This window comes from Arthrobacter sp. 10T44 (assembly GCF_056393885.1).
The window spans coordinates 51,333-67,524 of sequence record NZ_JBFTGT010000006.1 but is presented as its reverse complement, the minus strand read 5'-3'; the positions used below and the strand labels follow the sequence as shown (position 1 = coordinate 67,524).

Annotated in this window: 17 protein-coding genes; 9 read left to right on the top strand and 8 right to left on the bottom strand. The window is 68.1% G+C overall.

Annotation, left to right across the window (positions count from 1 at the left end; translation table 11 throughout):
• The first annotated feature begins 58 nt into the window (after window positions 1–58).
• The 6 genes from AC1DBL_RS11685 (at window position 59) to AC1DBL_RS11660 (ending at window position 4,935) form a co-directional block, all read left to right on the top strand.
• Window positions 59–325, top strand: a complete 267-nt coding sequence (locus AC1DBL_RS11685; protein ID WP_476926153.1) for a hypothetical protein — start codon at window positions 59–61, stop codon at window positions 323–325.
• Between the two features lie 327 nt (window positions 326–652).
• Entirely contained in the window at window positions 653–1,696 is a 1,044-nt protein-coding gene (locus AC1DBL_RS11680) for an NAD(P)-dependent alcohol dehydrogenase (protein WP_476926152.1), read from the top strand.
• A gap of 230 nt (window positions 1,697–1,926) precedes the next feature.
• On the top strand, window positions 1,927–3,027 hold the full coding sequence (locus AC1DBL_RS11675; RefSeq protein WP_476926151.1) for a class I SAM-dependent methyltransferase: 1,101 nt from the start codon (window positions 1,927–1,929) through the stop codon (window positions 3,025–3,027).
• A gap of 154 nt (window positions 3,028–3,181) precedes the next feature.
• Entirely contained in the window at window positions 3,182–3,685 is a 504-nt protein-coding gene (locus tag AC1DBL_RS11670) for a GNAT family N-acetyltransferase (RefSeq protein ID WP_441418626.1), read from the top strand.
• 69 nt (window positions 3,686–3,754) lie between these two features.
• On the top strand, window positions 3,755–4,690 hold the full coding sequence (locus AC1DBL_RS11665; protein WP_441418625.1) for a prenyltransferase/squalene oxidase repeat-containing protein: 936 nt from the start codon (window positions 3,755–3,757) through the stop codon (window positions 4,688–4,690).
• Between the two features lie 68 nt (window positions 4,691–4,758).
• Complete coding sequence (locus tag AC1DBL_RS11660; protein WP_476916680.1) at window positions 4,759–4,935, top strand: DUF7340 domain-containing protein; 177 nt, start codon at window positions 4,759–4,761, stop codon at window positions 4,933–4,935.
• Between the two features lie 18 nt (window positions 4,936–4,953).
• On the opposite strand, the gene AC1DBL_RS11655 is transcribed toward AC1DBL_RS11660, so the two are convergent.
• A complete protein-coding gene (locus tag AC1DBL_RS11655) occupies window positions 4,954–5,325 on the bottom strand; it encodes a winged helix-turn-helix transcriptional regulator (RefSeq protein ID WP_441418623.1) in 372 nt (123 codons plus the stop codon).
• Window positions 5,326–5,426: 101 nt separating this feature from the next.
• On the opposite strand from AC1DBL_RS11655, the gene AC1DBL_RS11650 reads away from it, so the two are divergent.
• The 3 genes from AC1DBL_RS11650 (at window position 5,427) to ggt (ending at window position 8,830) form a co-directional block, all read left to right on the top strand.
• Window positions 5,427–6,290: an SDR family oxidoreductase gene (locus AC1DBL_RS11650; protein WP_441418622.1), complete on the top strand. Its 864-nt coding sequence runs from the start codon at window positions 5,427–5,429 to the stop codon at window positions 6,288–6,290.
• A gap of 130 nt (window positions 6,291–6,420) precedes the next feature.
• Window positions 6,421–6,894, top strand: coding sequence for an NUDIX hydrolase (locus AC1DBL_RS11645; RefSeq protein ID WP_476909433.1), 474 nt, complete (start codon window positions 6,421–6,423; stop codon window positions 6,892–6,894).
• Window positions 6,895–7,003: 109 nt separating this feature from the next.
• Window positions 7,004–8,830: a gamma-glutamyltransferase gene (gene ggt, locus AC1DBL_RS11640; protein WP_476926150.1), complete on the top strand. Its 1,827-nt coding sequence runs from the start codon at window positions 7,004–7,006 to the stop codon at window positions 8,828–8,830.
• On the opposite strand, the gene AC1DBL_RS11635 is transcribed toward ggt, so the two are convergent.
• From AC1DBL_RS11635 to AC1DBL_RS11605, 7 genes are all read right to left on the bottom strand, one after another.
• Complete coding sequence (locus AC1DBL_RS11635) at window positions 8,814–9,323, bottom strand: mycothiol transferase (RefSeq protein ID WP_476926149.1); 510 nt, start codon at window positions 9,321–9,323, stop codon at window positions 8,814–8,816. The genes ggt and AC1DBL_RS11635 overlap by 17 nt on opposite strands.
• A gap of 120 nt (window positions 9,324–9,443) precedes the next feature.
• Window positions 9,444–10,964 carry an aldehyde dehydrogenase family protein gene (locus tag AC1DBL_RS11630; protein WP_476926148.1) on the bottom strand — a complete coding sequence of 507 codons (1,521 nt, stop codon included), beginning with the start codon at window positions 10,962–10,964 and terminating at the stop codon, window positions 9,444–9,446.
• The gene (locus tag AC1DBL_RS11625) at window positions 10,961–11,719 is read right to left on the bottom strand and encodes an HD domain-containing protein (RefSeq protein WP_476926147.1); all 759 of its coding nucleotides are present in this window, start codon (window positions 11,717–11,719) and stop codon (window positions 10,961–10,963) included. The genes AC1DBL_RS11630 and AC1DBL_RS11625 overlap by 4 nt, the downstream gene beginning before the upstream one ends.
• A gap of 33 nt (window positions 11,720–11,752) precedes the next feature.
• On the bottom strand, window positions 11,753–13,015 hold the full coding sequence (locus AC1DBL_RS11620) for an NAD(P)/FAD-dependent oxidoreductase (protein WP_441418748.1): 1,263 nt from the start codon (window positions 13,013–13,015) through the stop codon (window positions 11,753–11,755).
• 92 nt (window positions 13,016–13,107) lie between these two features.
• Complete coding sequence (locus tag AC1DBL_RS11615) at window positions 13,108–13,428, bottom strand: 2Fe-2S iron-sulfur cluster-binding protein (RefSeq protein WP_476926146.1); 321 nt, start codon at window positions 13,426–13,428, stop codon at window positions 13,108–13,110.
• Window positions 13,429–13,474: 46 nt separating this feature from the next.
• Window positions 13,475–14,248: an SDR family NAD(P)-dependent oxidoreductase gene (locus AC1DBL_RS11610; protein ID WP_476926145.1), complete on the bottom strand. Its 774-nt coding sequence runs from the start codon at window positions 14,246–14,248 to the stop codon at window positions 13,475–13,477.
• A gap of 7 nt (window positions 14,249–14,255) precedes the next feature.
• The gene (locus tag AC1DBL_RS11605) at window positions 14,256–16,124 is read right to left on the bottom strand and encodes a PEP-utilizing enzyme (protein ID WP_476926144.1); all 1,869 of its coding nucleotides are present in this window, start codon (window positions 16,122–16,124) and stop codon (window positions 14,256–14,258) included.
• Between the last annotated feature and the right edge of the window lie 68 nt (window positions 16,125–16,192).

Below are 16,192 nucleotides of genomic sequence, written 5' to 3'. Positions count from 1 at the left end.
CGGAGGGAGGGGAAACTACGGAAGACTGGGACTTCTCAATCACAAAGGTGGCACCCCATTGATTAATCTCCAGCAGGACGCCGAAGGCTTCATCCGGATGAACCGGCACTTCCCCGCCAGCACGCCCATCACCATCACCTTCGCCGACGGCTCCACCGAAGAAGTCACCGGCCGGCAGCTGAACGCGGCCTACGACGACGCACTCGCCGAGTACCGCGCGCAGAACCACTTGGACGCCAAGGGCTTTTCCCGTGCGCCCAAAAAGAGAGTCGATCCGGGCAACAAGATCGAATTCGTCCGCGTGCACCCCGGCATGGCCGGCTAGCAGCGCCGGGGAGGGAGGCCCTGCCACTACCTGTACCAGCAGGGACTCCCCCGCCGACGCGGCAGGCAGTTGAATGGAACCGTGAGCCAGCGCCTCGCCGCTGGAGCAGCCTTTCCGGAGCTGCGACAAAAGCTGGACCAGAAAAAGTGTCCCGCTTCGGAACAATCCACCCCGGCAGGGTGTTGGCTCATACTGTGGCCCCGGACGGCATGCCGTCCGGCCACAGCGCCATCGTGGGCCGGCAGGTTCAGAGGTGCCCCCCAAGCCCCTGGACCTACTCCTCTCCCCCACGACCGCGACTTTCGAACCGACTCTTACTGGAGAAGAATGCTTACTGTAAACGCTTACGCCGCCCCGTCCGCCACGGAGGACCTCGTCCCCACCACCATCGAACGCCGCGACGTCGGCCCGCACGACGTCCTGATCGAGATCAAGTTCGCCGGGATCTGCCACTCGGACATCCACACGGTCCGCGGCGACTGGGGACCGCAGTGCTACCCGCTCGCTCCCGGCCATGAGATCGCCGGCATCGTGACCGAGGTCGGCTCGGCCGTCACCAAGCACGCCGTCGGTGACCGCGTCGGCGTCGGCTGCATGGTGAACTCCTGCGGCGAGTGCGCCAACTGCCAGGCCGGCGAGGAACAGTACTGCCTCAAGGGCAACACCGGCACCTACGGCGCCGTGGACCGCGACGGCACGATCACCCAGGGCGGCTATTCCACCCACGTCGTCGTGACCGAAGACTTCGTGGTGAGGATCCCCGAGGGCATCGAGCTCGACGTCGCCGCTCCCCTGCTGTGCGCCGGCATCACCACCTACTCGCCGCTGCGCCACTGGAACGCCGGCCCCGGCAAGAAGGTCGCCGTCGTCGGGCTCGGCGGGCTTGGACACATGGCTGTCAAGATCGCCCACGCCATGGGCGCCGAGGTCACGGTCCTCTCGCAGTCCCTCAAGAAGCAGGAAGACGGCTTGCGCCTCGGCGCGGACCACTACTTCGCCACGAGCGACGAGAATACCTTCACCGAGCTCGCCGGCACCTTTGACCTGATCATCAACACCGTGAGCGCCTCGATCGACATCAGCTCCTACCTGCAGTTGCTGCGCCTCGACGGCACCATGGTCAACGTGGGCGCCCCGGCCGAGCCGCTGCCGGTCAACGCGTTCGCCCTGATCGGCGGCCGTCGCTCCTTCGCCGGCTCGATGATCGGCGGCATCCGCCAGACCCAGGAAATGCTGGACTTCTGCGCCGAACACCACCTCGGCGCCGAGATCGAGGTCATCCCGGCCGAGAAGATCAACGAGGCCTACGAGCGCGTGCTGGCTTCCGACGTGCGCTACCGCTTCGTGATCGACACCGCGACCCTGGTCTAGTTCCGGGGAGCTTTTCCGCGCTGCGGTTCCGGACGTACGACGCGCAAACGGTCCGGCGCTATGGGGATTCCCGTAGCGCCGGACCGTTTCCGTATCACCAGGCGGTTTCCGCCGCGGAAACCCGCCCCGGCATCGGTTCAGCCATCACCCGCTGCACGCCCCGGAACCGCCACCCCTTGCCGGTTACGGCCCGTGGGAGGAAGATGTCGGGCACATCAGGGAGGCCCGCCATGATCCAGCTTGGCAAGTTTGAGACACTCCGCGACAACCTCGGCCGGCGCCTGCGTCTGAGGGTCCGGCATGGAGCGCCCAACGGCACGCACCCGGCACCGCCTCGGCGACCGGCACAGGGACCTGCGGCGGCGGCCCTGTTCCGGGTGATCCAGCTGGCGCTGCTCCCGGCAGGGACAGCGGGCTACCTCTGGGCACTGCCCAAGCTGCTGGTCTACAGCCGGCGGACCGGAGTCTCGGCCACCCTGCTGGCTTCTCTCCACACGCGGTTCATGCAGCACCGGCTGGGCACCAGGGATGATGAGCCGGCCGAGCGGCTCATGATGGTCATGCCCAACGTTTCCCGGACGGGTTTCAGCCTGGTCGCGGCCCCAACGATCGCCGCCCACGGTGCGACCGGCTACGTTCCCAGGGTCTACCGCTACCCCTACGAGGGCGAAGCGCCGTTGAGGCACCAGGATTCGGCACGGACGAGCTTTTTTGATGCTGCCCTCCAGCGCCATCTTCCCGGCGTGGGCCAGCTGGTCATCCTCGGGGCGGGCTTCGACACCCGCGCCTTCCGGTTCTCCGGAGCCGACCACGTGCGCTGCTTCGAGGTGGACAAGCCCCTGACCCAGGCCTTCAAGCTCGGCATGCTGAAGCGTGCCGGACTGTCCACACAGCTGGCGAGCTACGTCGCCGCCGACCTCCGGGCGCAGGATTGGTGGAGCATGCTCCTGGCCGCCGGTTTCGACCCCGACCGGCCGGCGTTCTTCCTCTGGGAGGCTGTGACCATGTACCTGGACCGCGCTTCCGTCGAGGCGACGCTCCGCCGGATCGGCGGTGGAGCCGCCGGCAGTGTGGTCAGTTTCGACTATTTCGCCGCCCAGACCCTTGCGTCCCGCTCGCCCTACATGCGCTACGGCCGCGCCGCCGCAGCCTTTGCCGGCGAGCCCCTCGACTTCGGAATCGACAGCACTCCCCCGGCACGGGATCGCGCCGTGGAGTTCCTCCGGCCCTTCGGCCTTGCCATGGAGGAACACCGAAATTTCGGCAAAGAGACCCGACGGCGGGGCGCGCCGGCCGGTTTCGTCACCGCCGTCGTCGGCCAAGCAGGGTAACCCGGCCGGAAAGGAACTGTTCACCTTTCGACGGCCTTCCCGTCGTCCGGATATCACCATCCGGAAACGCCGCCGCAATAAAGCGGGTGCAAGCTGGAGGGGACTCCCAAAGGGTGTCTCGTTATAAGAGGTTGCTAGAGAGAGCAGGGCTGCCGTGAATCCCCTAATCATCCTGACCGCGGCCACCGGCCCACGCGAGGGCGCCCGCCCGGGCACCGCGATACGGCCCATCCAGGCAGCCGACCTCCCTGAGCTGTCCGTAATGTACCGGGACTCCTATGCGGACGGCCTGCCGCAGCCCGAGGACCGCGCCGTCGGCTGGATCGACGCCCTGCTCGGTGGAGCCCACGGCCGGCACGTTCCGGAGGCATCCGCGGTCAAAGCAGCCCCCGACGGACAACTTGCGGCCGCCATCATCGTCACCGAGCCGGCCCCGGGCAGCGAGGGCGACTGGGACAGCGAGATCGCCGAACTCTTTACCCACCCCGACCATCGCCGGCAGGGTCTGGCGGAGGAACTGCTTGGCCACTGCCTGCACACCCTGCATGCCTTGGGCCGCACCCGGGTGGCGGTCACGGTGGACAGCGGAAATTCGGCGGCGCTGGCGCTCTACCTGTCCAGGGATTTCCGCCGGCTGTCCAACGACGACGGCGACTGAGGGCCCCGCCGGGTTCCTCCCCCGCCGGGTTCCTTCCCCGCCGGATGAAGGTGGTGCTAGCTTGTCCGGATGGACGTCCTCGACTGGCTGCTCGATTCCGACCCCGCCATCCGCTGGCAGGCCCTGCGCGACTTGACGGGCGCGGGCGCGGACGAACTGTCCGCCGAGCGGGCCCGCGTCGCTGCGCAGGGGTGGGGCGCCCGCCTGCTCGGGCTGCAGGCCGACGACGGGCAGTGGGACGGCGGCACGTACTTCCCGGCGCCATTCGATGAATCCGAGCCGGGCCAGCCCTGGACCGCGACGACCTACAGCCTGCTGCTGCTCCGCGAGTTCGGGCTCGACCCCGGCAGCGAGGCAGCGCGCAACGCCGTCGCGCGTGTCCGGCAGAACAGCCGCTGGGAGGAAGCCGGCCAGCCGTTCTTCGAGGGCGAAGTGGAGCCCTGCATCAATGGGATGACCGTCGCGCTCGGTGCCTACTTTGGCGAGGACGTCGATGGCGTCGTGACGCGGTTGCTGGGGGAACAGCTCGACGACGGTGGCTGGAACTGTGAGGCGGAACGCGGGTCCACGCGATCCTCCTTCGACACCACCATCAACGTCCTGGAAGGGCTGCTGGAGTACGGGCATGCAACCGGCGGCACTCCCGAGGTCACCGCGGCGCGGCGGCGCGGCGAGGAATACCTGCTCGAACGCGGCCTCCTCCGCCGCAAGAGCACCGGCGGGTTGATCGACCCGGCGTGGCTGCAATTCTCCCACCCGGTCCGTTGGCACTACGACGTGCTCCGCGGCCTGGACTACCTCCGGGCCGCCGGGGCTGCCGTGGATGAGCGGACGGCCGAGGCAGTGGGCGTGGTGCGGTCCAAGCGGCAGCCCGACGGGACCTGGCACCTTGAGAACAGCCATCCGGGGCGGATCCACTTCCCGCTGGACGAGGGTGACGGCCGCCCGAGCCGCTGGAACACCCTGCGGGCCATGCGGGTCCTGGACTGGGCCGAACGCTCCTAAGGTGTTTGTAACTTCGATGGAATTATGGCTAAATTTGGGTGTAGGCATCGGAGTTTTTTGGGGGAAGCATGAACAAGGCGCAACGACGCGCTCATATGGAGCCGCCCTGCCCGGCGTGCGGTTCACGGGTGGTTCCGATCTGGAAAGACGTACGTCCCGTGGCGGCGCGCCAGCCGGACTGGCAGGTCAGCGCGAGGCAGTGCAGCAGCCAGGGCTGCAGCATGAACGATCCACAGAACTGGTAGCAGGGCGCCAGGGCCCCACTACTGGCCGATGATTTCCTCGGCGTTCTCCTGCACCCAGCCAAAGAGCGGCAGCAGGTGGTCGGTGAGTTCACGGCCCCGCGGCGTCAGGCTGTAGTCCACCCGCGGCGGAATGGTCGGCCGGGCCTCGCGGTACACCAGGCCGTCGCGCTCCAGCGTCTTCAGCGTCTGCGCCAGCATCTTTTCGCTGATGCCCTCGGCCCGGCGGCGCAATTCGCTCCAGCGCTGCTGCCCGTCGGCCAATGCGATCAGAATCAGCACCCCCCACTTGCTCGTCACGTGGTCGAGCAGGGTCCGGCTTGCGCAACCGGCAGGAAATACGGGGCTCTCCGGAGGCTGCGGGGACCGGGATGATTCATAACTAACCGTCACGTATGTACCTTACCTGAAAGTGCGTACTCTCTTCCGGGAAGTTTTGCCGCTGCGGGCCGGTTGTCCACCCCGGAAGAGCAAACACGTGAAAGGAATTTCCCATGAGCATCGTCGTCACCGGCGCCACCGGACAACTTGGCCGCCTTGTAATCGAATCCCTGCTGCAGCGCGGCGTCCCCGCAGGGCAGATCGTCGCCACCGGACGTGCCGTCGAACGGCTGGCGGAGTTCGCCGGCCGCGGCCTCCAGGTTAGGGCCATGGACTACGACGACGCCGCCACGGTCACCGACGCCCTTAAGGGCGCCACGAAGGTGCTGCTGATTTCCGGGAGTGAAGTCGGCCGGCGGGTGAGACAGCACCGCGCTGTGATCGATGCCGCCGTCGCCGAGAGCGTCGGACTGATCGCCTACACCAGCATCGCCAATGCGGACAGCACGGGCATGAAGCTGGCCGCCGAGCACCAGGCGACGGAGGCCCTGCTCGCGCAATCCGGACTCCCCTACGTGCTCCTGCGCAACGGCTGGTACCTGGAGAACTACACCGAGCAGCTTCAGGGGACGCTCGCACAGGGCGTGTTCGCCGGAAGCGCCGGCGACGGCAAGGTTAGCGCCGCGGCGCGCGCCGACTATGCCGAGGCAGCGGCTGCGGCCCTGATGGCCGAGGACCAGGCCGGGAAAGTCTACGAACTCGGCGGCGACGAGGCCTTCTCTATGGCGGAACTGGCCGGCGAGATCGCCGAGGCCAGCGGGCAGCCGATCGCATATCAGGACCTGCCCGCGGCCGACTACGCCGCCATGCTGGCAGGATTCGGCGTGCCGTTGGACTTCGCCGATATCCTTGCGGACTCCGACCTGGGGATCGCTCGAGGAGACCTTCACGTCACTACGACTCAGCTACGCACGTTGATCGGCCGGCCCACAACACCCATGTCCGAGGCGGTCCGGTCGGCGGTATCCGCGCTTTAGGGGGCTCCAACCTCCCCTGGCAACCGGGCCGCGGCAGCCATGCCTCCACGGTTCCGGGCCCGACCGCGCTTGCCTTCGCACCGCGCGCGTCCGAAGATAGTCCGGAACCCGCCCGTGGACTGGAGGCCGCATGAGCGTTCTGAGTGCCGGCCTGCTGCTGTACCGGCGGGGTCCGCAGTCGCGGCTGGAAGTCTGGATCGGACACATGGGCGGGCCGTTCTGGGCGCGGAAGGATGCCGCGGCCTGGTCCATCCCCAAGGGCGAATACACCGAAGACGAAGACGCACTGGCGGCCGCGCGCCGCGAGTTCGCGGAGGAAATCGGCACCGCCCCGCCCGACGTCGATTACTTCCCGCTGGGCAGCTTCCGGCAGGCTTCGGGCAAGTTTGTCACCGTCTTCGCCGCCGAATGTGACTTCCGGCCGGAAAGGATCGTGAGCAACACCTTTTCGCTGGAGTGGCCAAGGGGATCGGGCATCGTCCGCAGCTACCCGGAGATCGACGACGCCGCGTGGTTCAGCGAGTCCGAGGCCCGCACGAAGCTGGTGCGCGGCCAGCTTCCGGTCCTGGACGCGCTCCTGGCGCACCTGCGGGAGGCAGGCTAGCCGCGGCCGCCAGCCACCGGTGTGACAGGATGCTGCATTGAATGTCACAACGGGCGCGGGTAGTGTGACAGAAACTGTCAGTTCACACGACGCTAGCCCGGGAGCAGCCATGCAACATGTAGGACGTCGACTGTCCGCCGTCACCGCGGCACTGGCCCTGAGCGTGGCGGGCGGCGCCGTCGCCGGCCCCGCCTCCGCGGCACCGCGCGAGACTGAAAAGACCGCGACGGCCATCGGCTACGGCGGCGCGGTGAGCACGGTGGACCCGGAGGCCTCGGCCGCCGCGATCGAGGTGCTCCGCAAGGGCGGCAACGCGGCAGACGCCGCCGTCGCCGCAGCCGCGACCCTGGGCGTGACCGAGCCGTACAGCGCCGGCATCGGCGGCGGCGGCTACTTCGTCTACTACGACGCAAAGACCGGCAAGGTCGGCACAGTTGACGGACGCGAGACTGCTCCGGCCGGGATGCCGCACGATGCGTTCATTGACCCGGCGACGGGCCTGCCCTATCGCTTCACCCCCGAGCTCGTCACCAGCGGCGTCGCCGTCGACGTCCCTGGCACCCCCGCGACCTGGGAACGGGCACTCGAGCGCTGGGGCAGCCTGGGGCTTGGCGAGGCCCTCAAACCGGCCATCAAGGTGGCCACCCGAGGCTTCGTCGTGGACGGAACGTTCCGGCAGCAGACCCTCGACAACAAGGCCCGCTTCGCCGCATTCCCCGCGACCAGCAACCTCTACCTGCCCGGCGGGGACGCTCCCGCCGTCGGCAGCATTTTCCAAAACCACGACCTGGCCGCGACTTACCGGCTCCTCGCGAAGCAGGGCACGCGCGGCTTCTACAGCGGGCCGCTCGCTGCGGAAATCGCGGCCACCGTCCAGGCTCCGGCGAAGGCCGCCGGCACCAAGCTGCCCGTCCCGGCCGGATTCATGACAACGGCGGATCTCGCCGCCTACCGTGCGCTGGACCAGGATCCCACCCACGTGGACTACCGCGGCCTGGACGTCTACGGCATGGCGCCCTCCAGCAGCGGCGGTACCACGGTCGGCGAGGCGCTGAACATCCTGGACCCGTCCAATCTCTCCGGGATGTCCCGGGCCGGCGCCCTGCACCACTACCTGGAAGCCAGTGCCCTGGCGTTCGCCGACCGCGGCAAGTACGTCGGCGACCCGGCGCAGGTCGACGTGCCCACAGCCGCTCTCACCGACCCGCTCTTCGGCAAGGAACGCGCCTGCCGGATCGACCCGCAGCATGCCGCGGCCAAGCCGGTCGCACCGGGAAATGTGTCAGCGTACGACGGCGTGTGCCCGGCCGCCGCAGTGGCACCCGCCGACGAGAAGGACACCGAGAACATCTCGACGACGAATCTGACGGTCGCGGACAAGTGGGGCAACGTGGCGGAGTACACCCTCACGATCGAGCAGACCGGCGGATCCGGCATGGTGGTGCCCGGCCGCGGGTTCCTGCTCAACAACGAAATGACCGACTTCTCCACCGTGTACGACCCCAAGGATCCGAACCGGATCGAGCCGGGGAAGCGTCCGCGCTCCTCGATGGCGCCGACCATCATCCTGAAGGACGGGGCGCCGTTCCTCGCGCTCGGCTCCCCCGGCGGATCGACCATCATTACGACAGTGCTGCAGACCATCCTGAACCGGGTGGATCTGGGCATGACGATCTCCGAGGCGATTGCGGCACCGCGTGCGTCACAGCGGAACACGGCCGAGGTCACGGCCGAGCCGTCGTTCATCGCCGCGTACGGCACCGGGCTGGCGCCGTACGGCCATCAGTTCACACCGTCCGGGGATGCGTTCACCTCGGCGGCGGAGATCGGCGCGGCAACCGCGATCGAGTTCGGTCCGGGCGGGCGCCTGGTCGCGGCCGCCGAGCCGGTCCGACGTGGCGGCGGTTCGGCGATGGTGCTCAACCGGTCTCGGTAACGGCGCCTTTCACGTACGCGGCCTGTCCCGCGTGCTGGAGGCAATCGGCGAGAATGCTGACCAGCCGTACCCCGAGCGTGACCGGCGGCTTCCAGCGGGTGTCCACGACGCGGTCGAGCTCCTCGTCGCTGAGGGATTCCAGGAACCCGACCGTCTGCCGGTGGACGGCGTCGTAATAGTCCCGCAGCAACTCAGGCGGGGCCTGAACCGCGTCGACCTGCTTGGACGTGTGCCCGTAGCCGGTGTCCTGGACGGGCAGTGACAGGCCAAAACGTCCGGCGAAGCCCTGCGACGTCCACACCTGCTCCAAGCCGGCGGCGGGGGCGATTTGGGCATCCTCCCCGCGGCTGAGGTGCCAGACCAGCCACGCAATCGGGTTTGCCTGGTCCGCCACCCGCCGGACCAGCAGCTCCGGGTCTATGTCTTCGAGGGTGGCGGCCACGATCTCGTGGATCCTGCCAAACCCGTCAAGCAGCAGTTCGTTGGCCTTCATTGCAGTCCCCTCCCGGCGCACTTTCGCTGAGCCCCCATGCTGGCACGGCCGGAACCGGTTGCGCTATCACTTTTGGTTGTTCCGGGTGCGGCAGAGGGACCATAAGGGAAAGAGCATCCCCTACACCTTCCGGTGGATCGACTTGTAGCTGAGGTAGGCGTTGAGGCCCTCGACGCCATATTCGGTGCCGAGGCCGGAATCGTGCCGGCCGCCAAAGGGCGCCGCATGGTTGGAGGCGAAGAAGTTGATGCCCACCGAACCGGTGTCTATCCGTTCCGCCACCGCCATCGCGGTCCCGGGGTCGGAGCCGAACACCAGCCCGCCCAGGCCGAACTCGGTGTTGTTGGCCAACGCGACCGCTGCATCGGCGCTGCCTCCCGCGTCGTCGTACTTCAGGATGCAGAGGACCGGTCCAAAGATCTCCTCGCGCGAGATCCGCATGGCGGGGGTGACGTCGGCGAACACGGTCGGCTCGACAAAGTAGCCGCCTTCGAGCCCGCCGCCCAGCGACGCGGCGCGGCCGCCGGTCGTGGCACGGGCGCCTTCGGCCAGGCCGGACTCCACGTATTCCAGAACGGTCCGGTACTGGGACTCCGTGGCGCACGGGCCAAACACGGTGTCAGGCTCCAGCGGGTCGCCCTGCTTGGCTGCCGCGATCGTGGCGGTGACCATGTCCACCACCTCCTCGTACCTGCTGGCGGGTGCCAGGATCCGGGTCGAGATGTAGCAGGTCTGCCCGGTGTTGCGCAGGCAGGAGCGGATCAGCACGTTGGACATGGCGTCCAGGTCCGCGTCCGGCAGCACAATCGCACTGGATTTTCCGCCGAGTTCGAGGGTGACAGGGCGCAACAGTTCGCCGCATGCCGCTGCGATCTTTCGGCCCACCGGCGTGGAACCCGTGAACGCCACCTTGTCGACGCCGGGGTGCTTCACCAGCTGATCCCCCAGCCGGCCGGATCCGGTGACAAGGTTGACGACGCCGGCCGGGACGCCGGCCGCGGCCACCGCGTCAATGACCACCCGGAGGGACAAGGGGGTGGGAGACGCCGGCTTGATCACCACGGTGCAGCCGGCCAACAGCGCCGGGGCCAGCTTGATGACAACGAGGTTGATCGGAAAGTTCCACGGTGCGATCAGGGCGCACACGCCCACCGGATCGCGCCGGACAACAGATTCCCCGCCGCCCTTCGGGAAGGCCCGTACGTCCTCACGCTCCAGGTACTCGGCCAGGGTGGCGAAGTAGCGGAGGATCCCCGCGGCGTTGGCGGCGGCCCCGGCGGATTCGGATACCGGCGAGCCGTTCTCGCGGGTGTTCGTCAGGGACAGCTCCCCGGCCCGCTTCTCCACTTCCTCGGCGATGCGCAGCAGGTACGCGGCGCGGACCGACGGCGCCAGCCGCGGCCACTCGCCGGCGTCGAAAGCCCGGCGTGCGGAGACGACGGCGGCGTCGACGTCTTCGGCGGTACCGTCCGGCACGGAGCCCCAGGCTTCGCCGGTGGCGGGGTCCGTGACCGGGTTGCGGCCGGTACCGCGTGCCGGGATCCAGACGCCGTCGATGAAGAGGTCGTCGACGTGGGTGTAGGGCAGTTTGAGCGCGGCGCGGGCGGCCACGGCGGGGGCTTCGTGCGTGGCGGCGGTCATCGGATGACCGCCGTCTTGAGCAGGGCGGTGGAGCGGTCCAGGTCGGCGGTGGCCATGTCGAACGCGGCCTGGGTGATGAGCTCGGGCACGATTTCCGAGGTCAGCCGCTCGGTGTAGGTCGCCGGGTCCATTTTGAACCACGAGGAGGCCAGGGCGATCCCAGCCTGGTCGAAGCGCCACAGCCGGTCGGCGTCGCGCATCAGTGCGTCCTCCAGCGAATAGGCCACCGGGCGGGTGTCATGCCCGTCAATGATCGCGCAGACGCGCTCGATGAATTCGGCGTCGTAGCCCAGGTCCGGTAGCACCCGGCGGGCGACGTCGCAGCCTTGCTTTTCGTGTTCATACCGGATGGCGGCCTTGCGCCAGTCCCCGGCGAAGCCCTCGGAGATGATCCGGGATTCGTCCACGTGGGCCCAGCCGGTGTCGTGCAGCACGGTGGCCACCCGGACCAATTCGGCGTCGGCATCCGGATAGGCCCGGCAGAGCCGCTCCGCGTAGGCGAGCGAGATCGGCAGGTGAATGTCGTTGCCTCGGGTGCGGGTCTCGTGCACTACTGCCCGCCAGAGCCCGTCCAGTTCTCCTAGGGCCGCGGGGGTAGTGGCGATCGGGGCCGTGTCCACCGGTCCCGGCGCCGGAATCGGCCGGACCGGATAAGCGGCGGCGAAGTCCGCGGCCGCGGGGTGGGCAGGGGCGACAGCAGTAGTCCCGGCTGTGGCAGTGCCGGCGTCGGCAACCGGCGTCTTGGGGGTGGTCATAGTGCTCCTTCGGGTGGGGCTGGCCGGAGGCGGCTAGCTGTCCGTGGTGATCGTCTTGAGGGGTGTAGCCGGGTCCGCGGCGGCGTCGGCGGGGATGTTCTGGCCTTTGGCGAGGGCGTTCTTGACCGCCATGAAGTCCAGCGGCGCGTTGACGCAGTCCGCGGCGATGATGCGGCCCTGCCGGTAGTAGAGGACGCTGAACTTGCCCCGTTCCTGGTCCTGCCGCAGCACCGTCTGGTCGTAGCCGCTGCAGAGTCCGGCGATCTGGAGCTTGAGGTCGGCCTGGTTGGACCAGAACCACGGGATGCCGGCATATTCCTCGCGCCGCCCGGTGAGCGAATAGGCGGCCACCTTGGCGTGCTCGATCGCGTTGTTGACACTCTCGAGCCGGATCCGCTCCCCCGGTTCCGAGCCGGGGACCGGGTTGGGCATGTTGGCACAGTCGCCGATGGCCACCGTGGTCCCGTCCGAGGCCAGCGCGAAGCGGTCCACGACGATCCCGTTGTCCACGGCCAGGCCAAGCTGTTCGGCCAGCTGGGTGTTCGGGATGACGCCGATGCCGACCAGCACGATCTGCGCGGGCAGCACCGTGCCGTCCTGGAGTTCGACGCCGGCGACCCTGCGGCCGTCGCCCGGGGCGTTGTCACCGGCGCCGGCTGCGGTGAAGCGCTTGGCGCTCGTGTTCAGCCGGATGTCCAAGCCCCGGGCACGGTGGGCCTGCAGGAAGTACTCGGCGGTTTCCTCGCCGACGGCGCGGCCCACCAGCCGCGGACCGAATTCGAGCACGGTGACGTTCTTGCCCATCTTTTGCAGGCTGGACGCGGCTTCGAGGCCGATGAATCCGCCGCCGATCACCACCACGTCGGTGGCATCCTCCACCCGGGCCTTGAGCGCCAGGGCGTCGTCGGCGTTGCGCAGGTAGAGGACGCCGTCGAGGTCCCCGCCCTCAATCTCCAGTTTTCGGGCGCGGGCGCCCACGGTGAGGGCGAGCCGCGTGAAGGGGAACTGCCGCCCGGAGGAGGAATGCGCCACCCCCGACCCGTCGGCTTCCTTCTCGATCCGGACGATGTATTCGCCCTTGACCAGCTCCACGTTGTGCTCGGCCCAGTACTCGTTGGAGCGGAAGATCAGGGATTCGCTCTCCACCGTGCCCTGCAGGAACTCCTTGGACAGGGCCGGGCGCTGGTAGGGCCGGTGGTCCTCGTCGCCAAGCAGGGTGATGTGCTCGTCGAAGCCGAGCGCCCGCAGCGACACCGCGAGCTGGACGCCGGACTGGCTGGCGCCGATGATCAGCAGGCCGGTGCGGGTGGGGCTTGCAGTTTCGGGACCGGCTGCGCCGGCCGTTTCGGCGGACGTCTGCTGCGCCGCGGCAACGTGGGTTTCCACGGCTACACCTGGCTTTCCGGGGTGGTGACGAACAGTTCGACCTCGTCCGTCAGGCGCAGCTGGCAGGACAGCCGCGAGTTGTCCTCGCGGTCCACGGCCGTGCCGTAAAGCATCTCGTCCTCCATGTCCTCCATCGGTGGAAGCTCCGCGAGGCAGTCCTCGCGGACAAAGACGTGGCAGGTGGCGCAGGACAGCGAGCCGCCGCATTCGGCCACGATGCCGGGGACGCCGTTGCGCACCGCGGTCTCCATGACGGAATCCCCGGGGTTGCCCTGCACGTCGCGGACGGCGCCATCGGCGTCGGTGAAATGAACCGTTGGCATTGGTCCTCCTTGGGTAGAAAGTCGCTTGGAAAGTTGGAGCCGGCGCTCAGATGAACTGGCGGCCGCCGTCGACCACCATGGTCTGGCCGGTGTAGTAGGAACTGTCCGGGCCGGCCAGGAAAAGCGCCGCACCCACGATGTCCTCCGGCTGGCTGGCCCGCTTGATGGCACCCCGGTCCACGCCGTAGTTCTCGGCGTTCTCCATTAGCCCATAGCTGGCTTCGGTGAGGGTGAAGCCGGGGGCGATCGCGTTGACGGTAATCCCCCGCCGGCCCAGTTCCTTGGCCAGCACCCGGGTCAGGGCCACCACACCGCCTTTCGAGGCGACGTAGTGCAGCCACTGCTCCGAGCCGCTGAAGATCGTGGCGCTGGAGAGGTTGATGACGCGCCCGCCCTCGGGCAGGAACGGGCTCGCCGCCCGGGTGACGAGCCAGGGGCCCTTGAGGTTGACGTTCATCACCAGGTCCCATTCGGCCGGGTCAATGTCCTCGAACGGGCTGCGGGTCACCCCGGCGTACACCGCCGCGTTGTTGAGCAGCACGTCGATGCTTCCGCTACCGAAGTCCGCGCAGTCTTTTGCGAGGGCCTCGGTGGAGTCGACGCTGGTGACGTCGACGTAGAAGGCGGCCGCCTCGGCCCCGGTATCCAGGACCAGTTTGGCTGTTTCCTCAGCGCCCGCCAGGTTCACGTCCGCCACCGCCACGCGGTAGCCGCGGCGGGCGAAGCCGAGCGCGAAGGCCCGGCCCAGCCCGCCGGCGGCACCGGTGATCAGGACGGTGCGGGCCGGCTGGTCCGTGCGCCCGTCTTCTGCGGGGTTCATCGTCGCATCAGACATGGCTGTGGCTGTGCGCCCCGGGTCCGGTGACCGCCAGATCGTCTTCGGCGTCGAGGATCTGCACGGTCCCCTTGGTGCCGTCCACCCGCAGCCGCTGTCCGGTCTTGATCGTGGTGGACGCGGAGCCGGTCCCGGTCACGGCCGGGAGCCCGTATTCCCGGCAGACGATCGCCGCGTGGCTCATCATGCCGCCGATGTCCGTGACCGTTGCCTTGATCTTGCCGAAGATCGGGCCCCAGGACGGTGCCGTAACGGTCGCGACGAGGATTTCGCCCTGCTGCACTTCGGAGAGCTGGTCGGCGTCGGTGACGACGCGGGCCAGGCCCTCGACGACGCCGGGTGAGGCCGCCATGCCGCGCAGGCCGCCGCCCTCCACCGCTTCGCCGGCACCCAGCCACTGCTGGACCTGCTCGGTGGTGATGCCCCAGAGCATCCGGGTGAACGGTTCGGTGATGATTTCCGGCGGGGTGTTCAGCGCGGGCGCCGGCCGCGCCGTCTTCAGTGCGTCCACGATCCCGCGGCGGCGTTCGATCTCCTCCGGCCAGTAGTCCGGGCCGATCGGCTTCGCGCCGACGCCCCAGCCGGTGACGAGGTCGAAGAGCGCGTCGCGGACCTCGTTGCGGCCCAGGTAGAGCAGGTCGTCCGGCTCGGTCCAGAAGCCTTCGCCCTGCATCATGCGGCTGAGCTCGCGGATTTTGCGCCAGAAGACGCCCATGGTCCAGTGCTCGATGTAGAAGTTGTGGTTCTCCACGTACGGGTAAGCGGTCGCGGCGAGCCCGCGCTTGGCGTCGAAGAGCGCCTGGTTTTCGCCTTCCAGCAGCTCCCGGTATTCCTCGGTGATGCGGTCGCGTTCGAGGATCAAGGCCTCGACCGGACGCATGATTTCCTGGCCCTCGTCCACCCGCCGGATGTAGTCCGCGATGTAGCCGAGCGGGATTTCCTGGTGTTCGTTCCAGTACTTGTCGTGGCCGTAGAAGCCATTGCCCACGGTGAAGTTGAACCACGGGTCCTTGGCGGCCTCATACTGGGCAATCCAGCGGTCCCCGCCGGGGGCGGCCGCGATCGCAGCGAGGGTGGCCTCGACGTCGTCGGTGTTGCCGAAGCGGGATTGCAGCCCGAGTTCGACGGCGAGCTTGGCGAGCTGCTTGAGCTCGTCATCCGGACGGAACAGCTCCATGTCCACGCCCTGCACCATGGTGGCGATCGACTGGTCCGGGATGTTGGGGAAGACCTGCTTGCAGAAGTTGAAGAAGTCCAGGTAGGCGATGTAGCCGAGGTTGAGGAACTCGAAGTGGTATTGCCAGTTCTGGTAGGCCAGCTGGATGAGCCGGTCGTAGCTTTCCAGCAGCTTCTCGGAGCCGTCCTTGCCCTTGCCGGAGAGGATATCCTCCATCGGGACCACGTCCGGGAGCTTGGGGAAGGAGATGGTTTCCATCTCGTCGATGGTGCCCTTGACCTTGACGTGCCACTGCTTGAGGAGCTGGTCCCAGTTCTGGAAGTAGTGGCCCACGCGCTGCTCGAACAGGGGGACCCGCGCGGCGATCTGGTCCTCGGGGACCGGGATGGGCGACATGTACAGGTAGCCCAGGTGCACCCTGAATTCGATGCCGTTGGCGTTCGGGATCATCAGGTGCCGGGCGTTGTACTGGCCCAGGCACTTGACCGCGAATTCGCCGCCGATGGTCTCGAAGGGCTTGAAGACTGTGGGCCAGTGCTGGCTGTCGCAGAACCAGAACTTGGCGTCCTCCTGCTCTTTGAGCTTGTCTTGGAAGACCAGGTAATACGGGTAGATCTTTTCCCAGCCCTCGGCGCCGGCGGGGACCGCGAGCTCGGAGGATTTGGGGAAGGACTTCAGGGACATGGCGGTCCTTTCAAGGCGGGCTCATCGTTGAGCCGTGGTGGGAGGGCGGAACGGGGGGCAACAGCGGG